16 protein-coding genes are annotated in these 15670 nt (G+C 67.6%); 4 read left to right on the plus strand and 12 right to left on the minus strand.

The window, feature by feature from the left end:
- The 8 genes from RJ1_RS19500 to RJ1_RS19535 all read right to left on the minus strand — a co-directional run.
- On the minus strand, nt 1-562 hold a 562-nt coding region (locus RJ1_RS19500), incomplete at its 3' end, for a GNAT family N-acetyltransferase (protein WP_073363087.1).
- 36 nt (nt 563-598) lie between these two features.
- On the minus strand, nt 599-1588 hold the full coding sequence (locus RJ1_RS19505) for an LLM class F420-dependent oxidoreductase (RefSeq protein ID WP_073362824.1): 990 nt from the start codon (nt 1586-1588) through the stop codon (nt 599-601).
- A 13-nt stretch (nt 1589-1601) separates the two neighbouring features.
- Complete coding sequence (locus RJ1_RS19510) at nt 1602-2825, minus strand: MFS transporter (RefSeq protein WP_073362827.1); 1224 nt, start codon at nt 2823-2825, stop codon at nt 1602-1604.
- Nucleotides 2822-4168 (minus strand): LLM class flavin-dependent oxidoreductase, encoded by a 1347-nt coding sequence (locus RJ1_RS19515; protein ID WP_073362830.1) that lies wholly within the window; start codon nt 4166-4168, stop codon nt 2822-2824. The genes RJ1_RS19510 and RJ1_RS19515 overlap by 4 nt, the downstream gene beginning before the upstream one ends.
- A 26-nt stretch (nt 4169-4194) precedes the next feature.
- Nucleotides 4195-5064, minus strand: a complete 870-nt coding sequence (locus RJ1_RS19520; RefSeq protein WP_073362833.1) for an ABC transporter permease — start codon at nt 5062-5064, stop codon at nt 4195-4197.
- Entirely contained in the window at nt 5057-5893 is an 837-nt protein-coding gene (locus RJ1_RS19525) for an ABC transporter ATP-binding protein (protein WP_073362836.1), read from the minus strand. Before RJ1_RS19525 ends, RJ1_RS19520 begins: the two co-directional genes overlap by 8 nt.
- Nucleotides 5890-6978, minus strand: coding sequence for an ABC transporter substrate-binding protein (locus tag RJ1_RS19530; RefSeq protein WP_073363090.1), 1089 nt, complete (start codon nt 6976-6978; stop codon nt 5890-5892). The genes RJ1_RS19525 and RJ1_RS19530 overlap by 4 nt, the downstream gene beginning before the upstream one ends.
- A gap of 38 nt (nt 6979-7016) precedes the next feature.
- The gene (locus tag RJ1_RS19535) at nt 7017-8087 is read right to left on the minus strand and encodes an ABC transporter substrate-binding protein (RefSeq protein ID WP_073362839.1); all 1071 of its coding nucleotides are present in this window, start codon (nt 8085-8087) and stop codon (nt 7017-7019) included.
- 281 nt (nt 8088-8368) lie between these two features.
- Between RJ1_RS19535 and RJ1_RS19540 the strand changes: the two genes are divergently transcribed.
- A complete protein-coding gene (locus tag RJ1_RS19540; protein WP_073362841.1) occupies nt 8369-9289 on the plus strand; it encodes a sigma-70 family RNA polymerase sigma factor in 921 nt (306 codons plus the stop codon).
- On the opposite strand, the gene RJ1_RS19545 is transcribed toward RJ1_RS19540, so the two are convergent.
- Complete coding sequence (locus RJ1_RS19545) at nt 9264-9863, minus strand: carboxymuconolactone decarboxylase family protein (protein WP_073362844.1); 600 nt, start codon at nt 9861-9863, stop codon at nt 9264-9266. The two genes, RJ1_RS19540 and RJ1_RS19545, sit on opposite strands and share 26 nt — an antisense overlap.
- A gap of 120 nt (nt 9864-9983) precedes the next feature.
- On the opposite strand from RJ1_RS19545, the gene RJ1_RS19550 reads away from it, so the two are divergent.
- Both RJ1_RS19550 and RJ1_RS19555 read left to right on the plus strand, forming a co-directional pair.
- Nucleotides 9984-11171: a pyridoxal phosphate-dependent aminotransferase gene (locus RJ1_RS19550; RefSeq protein WP_073362847.1), complete on the plus strand. Its 1188-nt coding sequence runs from the start codon at nt 9984-9986 to the stop codon at nt 11169-11171.
- Entirely contained in the window at nt 11168-12199 is a 1032-nt protein-coding gene (locus tag RJ1_RS19555; protein WP_073362850.1) for an AraC family transcriptional regulator, read from the plus strand. The genes RJ1_RS19550 and RJ1_RS19555 overlap by 4 nt, the downstream gene beginning before the upstream one ends.
- A gap of 9 nt (nt 12200-12208) precedes the next feature.
- On the opposite strand, the gene RJ1_RS19560 is transcribed toward RJ1_RS19555, so the two are convergent.
- From RJ1_RS19560 to RJ1_RS19570, 3 genes are all read right to left on the minus strand, one after another.
- Nucleotides 12209-12634: a VOC family protein gene (locus RJ1_RS19560; RefSeq protein WP_073362853.1), complete on the minus strand. Its 426-nt coding sequence runs from the start codon at nt 12632-12634 to the stop codon at nt 12209-12211.
- A gap of 66 nt (nt 12635-12700) precedes the next feature.
- The gene (locus tag RJ1_RS19565; RefSeq protein WP_073362856.1) at nt 12701-13744 is read right to left on the minus strand and encodes a zinc-binding dehydrogenase; all 1044 of its coding nucleotides are present in this window, start codon (nt 13742-13744) and stop codon (nt 12701-12703) included.
- 112 nt (nt 13745-13856) lie between these two features.
- Nucleotides 13857-14504: a LysE family translocator gene (locus tag RJ1_RS19570; RefSeq protein WP_073362859.1), complete on the minus strand. Its 648-nt coding sequence runs from the start codon at nt 14502-14504 to the stop codon at nt 13857-13859.
- 145 nt (nt 14505-14649) lie between these two features.
- Here RJ1_RS19570 and thpD point away from each other — a divergent pair, with 145 nt between their 5' ends.
- A complete protein-coding gene (gene thpD, locus RJ1_RS19575; protein ID WP_073362863.1) occupies nt 14650-15561 on the plus strand; it encodes an ectoine hydroxylase in 912 nt (303 codons plus the stop codon).
- Nucleotides 15562-15670 lie beyond the last annotated feature (109 nt).

The following is a 15670-nucleotide window of genomic DNA, read 5'->3' on the forward strand; positions in this document are numbered from 1 at the left end:
AGCCGGGCCAGCCGTCGGCCGGTTCCCGTGGGTCGTCGGCGAGCAGGCCGGCCACCCACGAATCGCGTCGGACACCGCGCTGCATCAGTCCGGCGCGCTGGACCCCTTCGAACCGGAATCCGACCTTGCGGGCGACCGCCGCGGAGTCGCGGTTGCCGACGAAGGCGCGCCATTCGATGCGTTCGAGTCCCATGCCGTCGGACCGAAACGCGAAATCGCACACCAGGTTCACCGCGGTCGTCATGAGTCCCCGCGAGCGGGCGGCGGGCGAGAGCCAGTACCCGATCTCGGCTGCCGTCATGTCCCGTGACATCAGTCCGATCATCCCCAGCACGGGTCCGGTTTCGTGTTCGCGCAGCGCCCAGGTGGGACTGCGGTCCGCCCAGCCGGACGGCACCGTCTGCCGGACGAACTGCTCGGCGTCCGACCGCGCGTAGGGTGCGGGCATCGTCGTCCACTCGGCGATCGACGCGTCGCTGCACGCCGCGCAGATCGCATCGACGTCGGTGACGACCGGCGGACTGAGCCACAGGGTGTCGGCGGCGAGGGTGACGACGAACATGCCCGCCACTCTATGCCCGGTGACGCGGCCTGCTGATCAGCGCAGCGCGGGCAGGACCTCTTTCTCGAAGAGTTCGATGCCCGACGTGTCGTAGGCGGCCTCGGGGAAGTAGAAGATGCCGTAGGACATTCCCTGGTCCTTCAGCGCCGACAGTTTCTCGACGATCTGCTCCGGCGTTCCGACGCCGGGCATTCCGCGGAACGCGCCCAGCGCACCCTCCGCGGCGTCGGCGCCGACGTGCGGGGTGAGCCGCTCCTTCAGAGTGAGCAGTCGCTGCTCGACCTCCGCCTCCGTGGTGCCGATCGCGACGTTGTAGTTGGCCGAGCGGACGATGGCGTCGAAGTCGGTGCCGACGGTGTCGCAGTGCTTCCGCAGAATCTCGGACTTGAGCGCGAATCCTTCGGGTGTTCCGTCGAAGTTGGTGTACTGCGCGTACTTGGCCGCGATCTTCAGCGTCACCTTCTCGCCGCCGCCGGCGATCCACAGCGGAATTCCGCCTTCCTGCAGAGGAAGTGGGCGGACGATGGCGCCGTCGACCTGGTAGTGCTTACCTTCGAGGGTCGCGGTGCCGTTGGTCCAGGCCTGGCGCATGATCTGCACGCCCTCGTCGAGGCGACCGAGACGCGTACCGGCAGAGGGGAATCCGTACCCGTAGGCCTGCCACTCGTGCTCGTACCAGCCGCCGCCGATGCCCATCTCGACTCGCCCGCCGGAGATGAGGTCGGTGGTGGCGGCAACCTTCGCGAGGTAGGCGGGGTTGCGATAGCTCATGGCCGTGCACATCTGGCCGAGCCGCACCCGCGAGGTGACCGCGGCGAAGGCGGACATGAGGGTCCACGCTTCGTGCGTGGCCTCCTCCGTCGGTGCGGGGACGGTGTGGAAGTGGTCGTAGACCCACAGCGAATCCCACGCGGAACCCTGGTCGGCGCGCAACGCGAAGTCGCGCATCACCGACCATTGATCCGCGGGATCGATTCCGACGAGATCCAGACGCCAACCTTGAGGAACGAACAATCCGAAGCGCATGAAACGAATGTACCTATGCTTCCTGTTTTTCGAGCGGTGGGGAATCCGGCGCCGGCGTGGCCGGTGGTGGCCACGGGGAATAGACCGGGATGAACCGGAAGAGGAGTCCGGCGCCGACCAGCGCCGCTCCCCCGATCGCGGCGACGGCCGCACCCAGCGGGACGACCGCGGCGAGCGCGCCGACCCCGAAGGGCCCGGCGAACATGCCGGTGTCGTGGGTGAGCCGCCAGGCGGCGAGGAATTCGGCGCGCGTCGCCGGTGGGGCGATGTCGGCGCCGAGCGTCATGATGACGCCGTTGCCGAGCCCGTTGCCGATTCCCATCACGACGGCGACGATCCCGATCGACAGCAGGTCGTGTGAGAACGGCAACGCCAGGTAGGAGGTCCCGATCACCAGCAGCGACGGCACCGCGATGAACCGGCGGCCGTATCGGTCCATGAAATGTCCGGCCGGGTACGAGCACAGCAGGTCGACGGCCGCACCGACACCGAAGACGAGGCTGACCTGGGCGGCGTCGAGTCCGAGGTGCGCTGCCCACAGCGGCAGCACCGCCTCCCGGGACGCGCGGGCCGCTCCCATGAGGAGCGATCCGGCGCCGAGGGTGGCCAGCAACTTCCGGTGTCGACGCAGAATCGACGGCAGCGTGGCGTGTGCACTCGCGGTGGCGCTGCGACGCGGCGGGTCGGGGACCCTCGACATCAGCCACCCGGACAGCACGACGCCGACGAACTGCACCATGAACCCGCCGCGGGCACCGACCACGAGGATCACGGCGGCGCCGAGCAGCGGTCCCACGAAGAAGCCGAGCCGCCACATCGCCGCGAACGACGACATCGCCCGGGCCCGCAGCCCGATCGGCACGGCGTCGGCCAGGTAGCTCTGGCGGGCCAGCCCCCACACGGCGTTGGCGAGCCCCGTCAGCAGTGCGCCCACACCCAGCATCCACGGTGTCTGCGCGAGCAGACACACCAGCACACCGACGGCGCCGACGGTACTGCCGCCGATGATGGACCGCCGCTCCCCGAACTTGGCGACGATCCGGCCGGCGGGCAGGTCGCCGAGGACGGCGCCGAGCCCGACGACCGCGACGATCAGCCCCGACACGGCAACGGACGCGCCGAGTTCGCGGGCCGTCAGCGCCATGACCGGGGCGGCGGCGCCCTGGCCGATGCCGAAGATCGCGGCGGGAACGAAGACGGTGGTGACGAGAGGTTTCAGACCGGTCTGGCCGCTCATGCGCTCGCTTCGTCGGCCGCGTCCACGAACCGATTACCGACGTCGGCGAGGCCGTAGTGGCCGCGCAGCGTCGTCGCGGTGTATTCCGTGCGGAACAGTCCACGCTGCTGCAGGATCGGGACGACCCGGTCGACGAAATCGTCCAGGCCGCCGGGCAGGTACGGCGGCATGATGTTGAAACCGTCGGCCGCGCCCTGCTCGAACCACGTCTGCAGTTCGTCCGCCACCTGTTCCGGGGTCCCGGCGAACGTGCGGTGTCCGCGTCCGCCGCCGAGCAGTCCGATCAGTTGCCGGACGGTGAGCGAACCGTCCGCCGCGAGATCTTTCACCAGCTGGTACCGGCTCTTGTTGCCCTGGATCTCGTCGAGGGGCGGCAGCGGTGGAAGCGGCGCGTCGAGGGAATGCTTCGTCAGGTCGACACCGAGCATCGTGGACAGCTGGCGCAGCGAGTACTCGGGCGAGATCAGGTCGGTGAACGACTGCTCGAGCGCCTCCGCCTCTTCTTTCGTGTCCGCGATGAACGGGACGATGCCGGGCAGGACCTTCAGTTCGCCCGCGTTGCGGCCGTGCTTGACGACGCGGGCCTTGAGGTCGCGGTAGAACTCCTGCCCCTGTTCCAGGGTGCGTTGTGCGGTGAAGACGGCCTCGGCGTACCGCGCGGCGAACTCCTTGCCGCTCTCGGACGACCCGGCCTGCACCAGCAGCGGCCGCCCCTGCGCGGACCTCGGCGAATTGAGCGGACCCCTGACCCGGAACCGCGGTCCGTCGTGATCGATCGTGTGGACCTTTCCGGGGTCGGCGAACACGCCGGTCTCCGGGTCGAGCACCACCGCGCCGTCCTCCCAGCTGTCCCACAGCGCGAGGGTGACGTCCACGAATTCCTCGGCGCGCTCGTACCGTCCGCTGTGCGCGGGGATGCCGTCGACGCCGAAGTTGGCCGCCTCGTCCGCGCCGGCCGACGTCACGATGTTCCACCCCGCCCGGCCACCACTGATGTGGTCGAGCGAGGTGAACTTGCGCGCCAGGTTGTACGGGTCGGAATAACTCGTCGACGCCGTGGCGATCAGGCCGACGTGTTCGGTGGCGACGGCGATCGCCGACAGCAGCGTGACGGGTTCGAAGATCGCCTGGGTGTTGTGCGCGATCCGCGGTCCGACGGCGAGGCCGTCGGCGAAGAACACCGAATCGAGCTTGCCCCGCTCCGCGATCCGGCCGAGTTCCTGGAAGTGCGCGACGTCCAGAACGCGGTGGGCTTCGGTGCGGGGGTGCCGCCACGCCGCCTCGTGATGTCCCACGCCCATGAGGAACGCGTTGAGGTGGAACTGCTGGGAATCCTGTGACATGTGGAGTTTTCTTTTCCGGTAAGTGACTAGACCCGCCAGCGGGACAGCCTGCGTTCGATCAGTACGAGGACGGCGTTGAGCGACAGCCCGAGAACGGAGATGGCGACGATGCCCGCGTACATGTTGGGGATCTGGAAGTTGAACTGGGAGGCGGTGATCAGGTAGCCGAGCCCGGCCTTCGCCCCGACCATCTCGGCGGCGATCAGCACGAGGATGGACGACGCCGCCGCCATGCGGATGCCGGTGAAGATGGTCGGCACCGCCGCGGGCAGCACGACCTTCTGGAACAGACGCACCGGCGACAGCCCGAGCGAGGACGCCGACTTGATCAGCAGCGGGTCCACGGTGCGCACACCGGAGATCGTGTTCAGCAGGATCGGGAAGGTGCAGGCGTAGATCACGAGGGCGATCTTGGATTCCTCACCGATGCCGAGAATCAGGATGAAGACGGGAAGCAACGCCAGCGCCGCCGTGTTGCGGAACAGCTCCAGGATCGGGTTCAGGAAGTCCGACACGGGCCGGTACCAGGCGATCGCGATGCCCAGCGGGATCGCGATCACGACCGCCACGAAGAATCCGATCAGGGCCCGGGAGAGGCTGGCGGACACGTGCTGCCACAGTTCACCGCTCTTGACCAGATCGAAGAATGCCTCGACCACCGTGCTGAACGGGGGCAGGAACACCTCGTCGACGAGACCGACCCGGGGGGCGATCTCCCACAGTGCCAGGAAGGCGACGATCGCGACGGACGGCTTGAGGATCCGCCAGGCAATCGGCCCGAGGACCGCACCGACACGCTGGGCGGCACCCGGCTCCGGCGGGGTCGGAGCCGGTGCCCCGACCGCGGTCGGATCGGTGACGACGGGAGCTTCCGGTGTCGCGAGTGCGCTAGACATGTGCTTCCTCCTTCTCGATCACCTGTGCACGCTCTACTTCGCCGTGCAGCAGCGTCCAGATGCGGTGGCGGTAGTGCCGGAACTGCTCGTTGGACCGGACGTCCTCGCCCGAGCGATCGATGTCGATGTCGACGAACGTCTTCACCCGGCCGGGCCGCGACGTCAGGACGGCGACCCGCTGCCCGAGGTAGATGGCCTCGTCGATCCCGTGGGTGATGAACAGGATGGTCTTGCCGGTGGCCTTCCAGATCCGCAGCAGTTCGTCCTGCAGCGACTCCCGGGTCTGGGCGTCGAGTGCGGCGAACGGCTCGTCCATCAGCAGCACCTCGGGGTCGAACGCCAGGCTGCGGGCGATCGCGACACGCTGCTTCATGCCGCCCGACAGCTCGTGCGGGTACCGGTCGCCGAACCCCTTCAGACCGACGAGTTCGAGGTAGTGCTCGGCGAGTTCGCGCCGTTCCTTCTTGGGCAGTCCCTTGGCTTCGAGCCCGAACTCGATGTTGTGCCGGGCCGTCCGCCACGGCAGGAGTGCGTACTGCTGGAAGACGATTCCGCGGTCCAGACCCGGCCCGGTGACCGGCTTTCCGTCGAGCAGGATCCGGCCGGACGTGGGCGTGCTGAGCCCACCGAGAAGGTCGAGCAACGTGGACTTTCCGCAACCACTCGGCCCGACGAGGACGAGGAACTCACCGTCCGCGAGATCGATGTCGATGTCCTCGATCGCGGTGAACTTGTCCTTGGACCCGCGCACGTCGAACTGTTTGGTGACGTGTTCGAGGCGGAGCTTGGGCGTCTGAACCCGATCGGGGTTCGGGGCGATGGTGCTCATTTCTGTCCTTCCAGTACTTCTCCGTCGGGCCCGCTCTCGGGCTGGAACGTGCCGTTGGCGTACGGGTTGAATTCGTTGGTGTAGAGGTCGGTTGCGGTCAACTTGCCCTCGTCGAGCTCACCGTTCCGGACGAGCCAGTCGATCCACGTCTGCAGCTCCTTCTCCTGGATCACGGCTCCGGCGACGGGAATTCCGGAGCTGCGCCAGTAGTCGATGGCCTCGTCGCTCTCGTTGCGGCCACGCCGGTCGATGATGCTCTTGAACCGTGCGACCACCTCCTCGCGCGGTGTCACCTGGGTCCAGCGGATGGCCCGGGCCGTGCCCTGCACGAAGTCCGCGACGGCGTCCTCGTTCTTCGCCAGGAAGTCGTCGCGCACCACGTAGGTGCCGTAACTGAACGCGCCGAACAGATCCCGGTCCGTGAACAGGGGCCGGATACCGCCGCGCTCCTGCGCGGTCTCGCGGAAGATGCCGTTGATGGCGGCCACGTCGATCTGACCTTCGCGCAGAGCCGTTTCGTTGTTCACCGGCGGAACCACGGTCAGCTCCACCTGCTTGATCTCGTCCTGGGTCAACCCCTGCTGTGCCAGCCACTCGCGGACCAGGAACTCGTGGTGCGCACCGAGCGTGTTCATCCCGACCTTCTTGCCGATCAGGTCCCGCGCCGAGCGAATGGGGCTGCCGTCGAGCACGAAGTATCCCGTGTACTCGCCGGCATCCGCGCCGTAGGAACTGAGCACCGACGTGATCGGTGCCCCCGCAGCGTTGAGCTTGACGACGGCCCCGTTGAAGGCCGAGCCGAACTCGATGTCACCGGTGGCCGCCGACTGGATGTCCTGCGGGCCGCTGGTGGTGTCACCGACCCATTCGAGCTTGATCTTGTCGTAGTACCCCAGGTCCTCGGCGAGTTCGTGGAATCCCACGTCACCGGCCCACCCCTGGTAGCGCAGGACCGTCTTCCCGTCCTCGGTGGTGGCGGTATCCGACGAGCCGGCACACCCCGCCACTCCCGAGGCCAACGTGAACAGTGCTGCGGTGGCGGCGAGTGCGCGCACGGCACCGCGCCGGAACCGGGAGTTCGACATCGGAATCACTTTCTCTTCGTGGGGATCTGGGGTTCAGGTCACTTGACGGCGAGCGCCTGGCCGTCGGCACCGCTGTCTGCGGGGTACGTGCCGTTGGCGTACGGGTTGTATTCGTTGGTGTAGACGTCGGCCGGCGTGAGCTTGCCGTCCTCGAGTTCGCCGTTGCGGACGAGCCAGTCGATCCAGGTCTGGATCTCCTTGTCGGTGATCACGCCACCGGGACCCGCCACACCCGGCGACTTCCAGTAGCCGACGAGGTCGGTGGTTTCGTTGCGGCCGCGCTTGGTGATGATGTCCTTGTACTTCGCGATGACCTCGTCGCGCGGAGTCGTCTGGGTCCAGCGGATGGCGCGGGCGGTGCCCTGCACGAAATCGGCGACGGCGTCCTTGTTCTTCGCGATGAAGTCGTTGCGGAACAGCAGCGAACCGTACGTGAAGGAACCGAAGATGGATTCGTCGGTGAACAGCGGACGGATACCGCCGCGTTCGACGGCCTTGTCACGGAACACGCTTCCGAGCGTGCCGACGTCGATCTGCCCCTGCCGCAGCGCCTGTTCGGTGTTCACCGGTGGCACGACGGTCAGCTCGACCTGCTTGATCTCGTCGGGGGTCAGCCCTTCCCGTGCCAGCCACTCACGCACGAGGAACTCGTGGTGTGCGCCGAGCGTGTTCATGCCGACCTTCTTGCCGATCAGGTCACGTGCCGACGTGATCGGGCTTCCGTCGAGCACGTAGTACCCGTTGAACGTCTCCTTGTCAGAGCCGTAGTAGCCGATGACGGACGTGATCGGGGAGTCGGCCGCGGCCAGCTTCAGCACCGCACCGTTGAACGCTCCGCCGAAGTCGGTCTGCCCCGTGGCGGCATTCTGAATGCTCTGCGGCCCACTGGTGGTGTCGCCGATCCAGTTCAGCTCGACCTTCTGGTAGTAGCCCAGGTCGGCCGCGAGTTCCGGGAACGAGACCTGTCCCGTGGTCCCCTCGTAGCGAAGTACCGTCTTGCCGTCGGCTGTCGTGGTCGTCTCCGAACTGGAGCACGCGACAGCAAGGCTGGTGAACGTGAGAAGGGCGGCCGCTGCGGCCAGAGTCCGCGCGAAACGTGGACGAATCATCGAAGGTCTTCCTAGTGTGTGATGCCCGCGGACGACGAAGCGGCGGGTCGTGCGACGCGCACTTTCCGAACCCGCACGGCGGGTCGCCGAGCGAGGTGTGCAGAACGTGCTGAAAAAGGGGGTGCGAAAAAGCCAGGTCAGCTACGACAGCCGAAACACTGGAACATGGCAGACTCCCTGGAGGTGGTGTGGTCGCCACACCATACGTCCGGACCCACCACCAGGGTCAACGGTTACGCACACGGCGGATTTTATGTCTGGACCGCACGTAGGATATCGGCATGCCCACTGCGACGCTGGTAGACGAATTCGAGTCCCACCGGCCGCATCTGCTCTCCGTAGCCTACCGGCTGACGGGCAGCGTCAGCGACGCGGAGGACGCCGTGCAGGAGTCGTGGCTGCGACTCGACGACACGGACGCCGCGAACATCCGCGACCTCGGCCCGTGGCTCACGACGGTGGTCGGGCGGATCTGCCTCGACCGGTTGCGTTCGGCCGCGGTGCGGCGCGAACAGTATGTCGGTCAATGGCTTCCGGAACCCGTCGTCACCGGCCTCTCGCCGTCGGCCGAACCGGATCCTCTGGAAGCGGTTGTCCGGGAGGAGGACAACCGCCTGGCCGCGCTGATCGTGCTCGACACGCTCACCCCGCAGCAGCGGGTCGCGTTCGTGCTGCACGACGGTTTCGGGGTGCCGTTCGACGAGGTGGCCGACATTCTCGGGATCGAGACGCCGGCGGCGCGGCAGCTCGCGTCGAGAGCCCGCAAGGCCGCCGCCGCAACCATACCCGCCGTCCCCGACGAGGAGCATGCCCTCGCCGTGCAGCGACTGCTCGAGGCGCTTGCCGAGGGTGACCTCGACGCGGTGGTCGCGGCGCTGCACCCGGAGGCCCTGGTCCTCGGCGACGCCAACGGCACCACGCGCACCGCCGTCAACGTCATCCGGGGTGCGGACAAGTTCGCGCGATTCTTCCTCGGCCTCCTGCAGCGGTACGGACCGGAGGTGTTCACAACGCTCCAGCCGGTGCTGGTCAACGGCCAGCTCGGCGTCTTCACCGCGGGATACACCGGCGACGATGCCCACCGCAGCTCGCCGCCGCGAGTGGGTGGGTTCACCGTCCGGGACGGGCTCGTCTACGCGGCGTACGACATCGCCAATCCGGAGAAGTTCACCGGGATCAGACTTCCGGACCCTCCTTCGTGACCGCGGTGTCGTCGGCCCACGGCACCCGGCACGAATCGGTGCCGAATCCCTGCTCCGTGATGCCCAGCGCCGAGTACATCCGGGCCCGCATGTTCTCGATGCCGATCTGATAGGACAGTTCGACCACACCGGCGCGGCCGAACCGGCGCTCGAGATCCGCCACCTGTTCGTCGGTGACCGTGGTGGGCGTCGCCGTCATCGCGTCGGCGTATGCGATGGCCGCGCGCTCGTCGTCGCTGTACGCGGGCGAGTCGGCGTAGTCGGCGATGTGCTGGAGCCGCTCCACGTCCAGGCCGTCGAGGCGTTGCAGCATCGTCCCGAAGTCCACGCACCACGAGCAGCCGATCGTCCACGCCACGCGGTAGACGGCGATCTCCCGGACGTTGGCGGGAAGTACGGTCGACGCCTTCTGCACCGCCATTTCGTGGCGGGCCGACGCGACGAACAGCTTGCGGTGATGGGCGAGCACGGCGAACGGCTCGGGCACCTCGTCGAACTTGTGGGCAGCGAACTTGTACGCGACCTTGACCAGCGGGCTCGCGTCGGCCGGGGCCACTGCGGGAATGCGGGGCATTGCGTCCTCCATCGTCACCGGGCGCCCTTCGCGCGCCGTCTACAGAGAAGACGAGACAGCCCCGCCGAACGTGACACGGCCGTGTGCAACCCTTGGTGTCACACCGACTACGCTGCAGTAATGCCCGCAACGCCGCGCAACCGCACCGTCCAGCGCTTGCAGCCGTTCGCATCCACCATCTTTGCGGAGATGACCGCGCTCGCCGTGAGCCACGACGCCATCAACCTCGGTCAGGGCTTCCCCGACACCGACGGTCCGGTGTCGATGCTCGACACGGCGCGGCAAGCCATCGCGGACGGGCTCAACCAGTACCCGCCCGGCCCCGGCATGCCCGTGCTCCGCCACGCGGTCGCAGCCGACCGACTGGCCCGGTACGGGCTCGACCACGACCCCGATTCGGAGGTGCTGATCACCGTCGGAGCCACCGAGGCCATCAGTGCCGCGATTCTGGGTCTCGTCGAACCGGGCGAGGAAGTGGTGCTGATCGAGCCGTACTACGACTCCTACGCGGCGTCGGTCGCACTGGCGGGCGCGGTGCGACGCAGCGTGCCACTCGCCCGTTCCGGGACGAAGTTCGTCGTCGACCTCGACGCCCTGCGGGCCGCAATTACGCCGAAGACCCGGATGCTGGTGATCAACACCCCGCACAATCCGACGGGCACCGTGTTCACCCCGGACGAGATCGCCGCCGTCGCGGAACTGGCCTGCGAGCACGACCTGCTGGTGCTCAGCGACGAGGTGTACGAGCACCTGGTCTTCGACGGCCGGACGCACACCGCCCTGGCCACCCTGCCGGGGATGTACGAACGGACCGTGTCGGTGTCGAGCGCCGCCAAGACGTTCAACGTCACCGGGTGGAAGATCGGCTGGGCCTGCGGTCCGGCAGAACTGATCGACGCGGTGCGAACCGCGAAGCAGTACATGTCCTTCGTCGGCGGCGGTCCGTTCCAGCCGGCGGTGGCGCACGCGTTGACCCACGAGCAGCGGTGGGTGAAGGAACTGCGGGACAGTCTCCAGACGAAGCGGGACGTGCTGTACGACGCGCTCGTCGCGTCCGGTCTGGAGGTCCATTCGGGCGGCGGCACGTACTACCTGTGCGCCGACATCACCCCGATCGGCGAACGTGACGGCATCGAGTTCTGCCGCAGCCTCCCGGAGCGCATCGGCGTCGCGGCGGTGCCGGTCAGCGTGTTCACCGACCACCCGCAGCCGTGGAACCCGCTGGTGCGCTTCGCGTTCTGCAAACAGGACCACGTGCTCGAGGAGGCCGCGCGGCGACTCCGGACACTCGGGGAGCCCGGATCGTGACTGCCCGCACCATCCCCGCCGACTTCGTGCGGCGGTCGCTCGAACTGTCGGCGCGCAGCGGGATCGACCTCTCCCCCGCACTGTCGGCGGCGGGGATCGCGGCGGCGTCGCTCGAGGATCCGCTGGCCCGGCTGACGCCGACGCAGGTCACCGCGTTCACTCAGGCCGTCTGGCAGATCACGGGCGACGAATTGTTCGGACTCGGGCCGGCCCCTGTCCCGCGCGGCACTTTTCGGCTCGTGTGCCTCGCCCTGATCCACACCGCGGATCTGTCCGCCGCCCTGGAGCGGATGGCCGACATCCTCCGCGCACTGCCGTCTCTGCCCGCATTGCACGTCGGCCCCGGCGACAACGGCGGAACCCGCATGACCATCGACATCCGCCCGGCCTCGGCTGCACGGTCGACCGACGACGTGCAGGCGTCGGTCGAGGCGACGCGTGTCACCACCGACTTCCTGCTGATCCTCCTCCACCGGTTCGCGGCGTGGCTCGTCGGAAAGAGGGTCCGGTTGCTGGCGGTGGAACTGCCGTATCCGGCCCCCCTCCCGCAGCTCGCCGAGAATTACGACCACATCTTCGGCGTTCCCGTGACGTTCGATTCCGACATTCCCGCAATCGAATTCGACAACGCCGTGATGCGGGCCCCCATCATCCAGACGGAGGAGACGCTCGAGGACTATCTGCGGGAGTCGCCGACGCTGCTGATGTCGGAACGCGACTACGACAGCACGGCGTCGGCGCAGGTGCGCCGGGTTCTCGAACTCGGCATGAAAGGTCGCACCTCGACGGCCGAGGACATCGCGGAGATGCTGTCGATCAGCGTCCCGCACCTTCGCCGGCTGCTGCGGCAGGAGGGGACGTCGCTCAACCAGCTGCGGGAGGAAGTGCTGCGCGATGCCGCAGTCGCCGGGCTCCGGCGCGGAGAAACGGTGGAAGACCTGTCGGCGCGGCTCGGCTTCTCCGAGCCCAGCGCCTTCCGTCGTGCCTTCAAGCGCTGGACCGGAAGCACCCCGAGCTCGTATCGCTGACTGCGCGCGTCAGCTGACGCAGAACTCGTTGCCCTCGGGATCGGCCATCGTGATCCACTCGCTCGGCCCCTGCCGACCGCGGTGGAGCACGGTGGCGCCGGACAGCTCGAGCTTCTCGGCGACCTCGTCGCGCCCGTCCCCGACCCGGAGGTCCAGGTGCAGTCGATTCTTGACCGTCTTCGCTTCGGGAACCAGTTGGAACAGCACACGCGGGCGCTCGGAATGCTCCGGATCGCGGATGGCTGCGCCCTCCCGCCAGACCAGGACACCCTCGAACTCCATGGTGTCGGATTCCTGCGCGTGGCCGGCCCGGACGAGCCCGCGGATGAACTCCTCGTTGCTCGGTTCCACCTCCCAGCCGAGTGTCTGCGCCCACCATTTGGCCAGGGTATGCGGGTTCTCCGAGTCCACGGTGACGTGAAATTCATATCCCATGCGCCGACGGTACAGCGGGACACCGACAGGTCCGGAGCGTCTAATCCGTGAAACCTGCCGGCCGGGTCAGGGCTTGACCAGGATCCGGATGGGATTCCCCTCGTGGTTCTCGAGCTTCTCGATGCCCTTCACGACGTCCTCGAGCGGGACGACCTCGCTGATCGAACGCGACAGGTCCAGACGGCCCCGCGACACCAGTTCGGCGAGGGTCTCGATGTCGACGTTCTTGTACCCCAGATGACCGAGGACCTGCTTCTGCGACAGCCCGAACTGCGCCGTGGTGCCCACCGAGGCCTCCTGCGCGCTCAACCCGACCGCGACGAGACGGCCACCCACGGTCAGGCAGTCGAGCGCCTGCTCGAACGTCACTTTCAGTCCGGCAGCGTCGAACGCGACGTCGAGCATCCGGCCGCCGGTCGCCTCGGCGACCTTCTCCTTCAGGTCCTCGTCCCGGGAGTCGAAGGCGTAGTCGGCGCCGAGTTCCAGGGCGCGTTCCCGCACAACCGGATTGATGTCGAAGGCGATCACCGGGACGGCGCCCACCAGCCGCGCCAGCTGCACGATGTGGGTACCGACCCCGCCGACGCCCCACACTCCGACGGTCTCCCCGACGCCCACCTTGCCGGTGCGCACGACGGCACCGAACGGCGTCGACACCGCGTCGGCGAGGATGGCCGCCTGCTCGAACGAAACGTTGTCGGGGATGCGGGTCAGTCCCCCGGCCTGCGCCACCGTGTATTCGGCCCACGCGCCGTCGTAGGCGAACGCCATGAGCTGGATGTTCAGGCAGTTCGTGAGGTCGCCGCGGCGGCAGTTGCGGCACGCGAAGCAGGGCCTGCCCGCGGACGGCACCACGCGGTCTCCCTCGGACCATCCGGTCACTCCGGCACCGAGTTTCGCGATCGTGCCCGACGCCTCGTGTCCCTGGGTCACCACGGGCAGCAGCGCGGGGAACGTTCCGTCGATCAGACTCAGATCGGAATGGCAGATGCCACAGAACTCCACCTTGACCAGCACTTCGCCCGGACCCGGTTCCGGGATCGGAACATCCTCGACAGCAAAGGTTTTCGTGTCGGCATGGAATCGTTCCGCCCGCATGGTCCCGGCCATCTCTCGCCCTTCGTCGTCCTCCCCTCCGACCGTACCCGCGAAACATGTCCAGGTGTGCATGATTCAGGCCACTGCCGGTTCAGACCACGGCCCGTTCAGACCACGAGCCCGTTCAGACCACTGCCGGGCGCGTCCGGTCGAGTGCCAGGTGGACGGCGAGACCGCCGAGGACACTTCCCATCACGGCCTTCTGGGCGCGCAGCCACACCGGACGTCCCGAAAGGAACGTCGCGACAGTGCCTGCGACGCAGACGATCAGCGTGTTCACCGTGAGCGCGACCGTGATCTGGACGCTGCCGAGCAGCAGACTCTGCAACCAGACGGGCCCGGCGCCGGCGTGGACGAACTGCGGGATCAGGGCCAGATACGTTACCGCGATCTTCGGATTGAGCAGATTCGTCGTGAGACCCATCAGGAACAGCCGGGCGGACGAATCCCGGGGCAGGGCGCGGGACGGCGCGAACGGCGTGCTCCCGCCGGGCCGCAGCGCCTGCCATGCCAGCCAGCCCAGATAGCACGCACCGGCCACCTTCAGCGCCGTGTACGCCTGCGGGACGGCGGAGAACACCGCCGAAATGCCCAGTGTCGCAGCCGCGAGATAGCACAGGAACCCCAGGGCGACACCACCCAGCGAGACCAGGCCGGCCGCTCTGCCCTGAGTGATGCTGCGCGAGACCAGATACACCATGTTGGGTCCCGGTGTGAAAACCAGGCCGAGCGCGATCGCCGCCACCCCGAGTACCGCCGTCGAATCGATCATGCCCGTGACGATCCCACTGCGGCGACTCGCCGTCGCGGTCCAGTCCAGCCTCGGTGGACCTGTGTCCGGGTTGCATTCGTCGACGACCAGTGGGAACGTCGGAAGAGTAAAGCGTTGTCCAATCCGAAAGGGTGAAACACGAGTTATGCGTACGGCCGTAGCCGACAACTACCCCACGCGGGACCGCAACGAGTGCACGATGACCGTCCGTCAGGACCCGGTCACCTGGTTCGACCCGAAACGGGGTGATACCAGGTCCGGTCCGCTCACCGCGAATCAGATTGCCGACTACGACGCACGCGGGTACCACTCGGCCGACGCGATCATCCCACCGCGGGACGTGTTCGACCTGGTCGACGAGATGACCCGCCTCGCCGACGCCGACACCCTGCGCGGCGACAACCGGGTGGTCCGGGAGAACGGTGACGGCGCGGTCCGTTCCGTGTTCGACGTCCACCGTCTCAGCGGCGTCGTCGACGAGATCATCCGCCGCCCCGAGGTGGTCGGGATCGCCCGGCAGATCCTCGGCTCGGACGTCTACGTGCACCAGTCGCGACTCAACTTCAAGCCCGGTTTCACCGGTGGACCGTTCTACTGGCACTCCGACTTCGAGACCTGGCACGCCGAGGACGGAATGCCCACCCCACGCGCAGCGAGCATCTCGATCGCGCTCACCGAGAACTACGGGCACAACGGCGGGCTGATGATCATGCCCGGTTCCCACCGCGCGTTCGTCTCGTGCGCGGGCGAGACCCCGGCCGACTACTACAAGGAGTCGCTGGTCAGCTATGTTCCTCCGACCGGGTCGCCGGATCAGGCGACGCTCACCAGGATGGCCAACGAGTACGGCATCGACATGATGACGGGGCCTGCCGGTTCCGCCACCGTCTTCGACTCCAACTGCATGCACGGCTCGAACGGCAACATCACCCCGTTCGCGCGTTCCAACCTCTTCATCGTGTTCAACAGTGTCGAGAACACCCTGAACGAACCGTTCTCGGCGCCCGCGCCGCGCCCCGACTACCTCGGGAGCCGGGATTTCACCCCCATGCGGTGACGAGCACCATGACATACTGCGGCCCCGCTCCCTGACATGGGAACGGGGCCGCGGTCCGTCGATGCCGCGAAACCCGTAGCCTTCGCGGCACCCCGCATGCGACCATGAC

Source organism: Rhodococcus jostii NBRC 16295 (assembly GCF_001894825.1).
Lineage (GTDB): Bacteria > Actinomycetota > Actinomycetes > Mycobacteriales > Mycobacteriaceae > Rhodococcus_F > Rhodococcus_F jostii.

Excerpts from the sequence above, each read along its gene's own strand:
- RJ1_RS19560 (WP_073362853.1), bottom strand. The coding sequence starts at position 12,634 with ATGGGATATGAATTTCACGTCACCGTGGACTCGGAGAACCCGCATACC.
- RJ1_RS19540 (WP_073362841.1), top strand. The coding sequence starts at position 8,369 with ATGCCCACTGCGACGCTGGTAGACGAATTCGAGTCCCACCGGCCGCAT.
- RJ1_RS19545 (WP_073362844.1), bottom strand. The coding sequence starts at position 9,863 with ATGCCCCGCATTCCCGCAGTGGCCCCGGCCGACGCGAGCCCGCTGGTC.
- RJ1_RS19570 (WP_073362859.1), bottom strand. The coding sequence starts at position 14,504 with ATGATCGATTCGACGGCGGTACTCGGGGTGGCGGCGATCGCGCTCGGC.
- RJ1_RS19530 (WP_073363090.1), bottom strand. The coding sequence starts at position 6,978 with ATGTCGAACTCCCGGTTCCGGCGCGGTGCCGTGCGCGCACTCGCCGCC.
- RJ1_RS19525 (WP_073362836.1), bottom strand. The coding sequence starts at position 5,893 with ATGAGCACCATCGCCCCGAACCCCGATCGGGTTCAGACGCCCAAGCTC.
- RJ1_RS19515 (WP_073362830.1), bottom strand. The coding sequence starts at position 4,168 with ATGTCACAGGATTCCCAGCAGTTCCACCTCAACGCGTTCCTCATGGGC.
- RJ1_RS19535 (WP_073362839.1), bottom strand. The coding sequence starts at position 8,087 with ATGATTCGTCCACGTTTCGCGCGGACTCTGGCCGCAGCGGCCGCCCTT.
- thpD (WP_073362863.1), top strand. The coding sequence starts at position 14,650 with ATGCGTACGGCCGTAGCCGACAACTACCCCACGCGGGACCGCAACGAG.
- RJ1_RS19565 (WP_073362856.1), bottom strand. The coding sequence starts at position 13,744 with ATGGCCGGGACCATGCGGGCGGAACGATTCCATGCCGACACGAAAACC.
- RJ1_RS19550 (WP_073362847.1), top strand. The coding sequence starts at position 9,984 with ATGCCCGCAACGCCGCGCAACCGCACCGTCCAGCGCTTGCAGCCGTTC.
- RJ1_RS19505 (WP_073362824.1), bottom strand. The coding sequence starts at position 1,588 with ATGCGCTTCGGATTGTTCGTTCCTCAAGGTTGGCGTCTGGATCTCGTC.
- RJ1_RS19520 (WP_073362833.1), bottom strand. The coding sequence starts at position 5,064 with ATGTCTAGCGCACTCGCGACACCGGAAGCTCCCGTCGTCACCGATCCG.
- RJ1_RS19510 (WP_073362827.1), bottom strand. The coding sequence starts at position 2,825 with ATGAGCGGCCAGACCGGTCTGAAACCTCTCGTCACCACCGTCTTCGTT.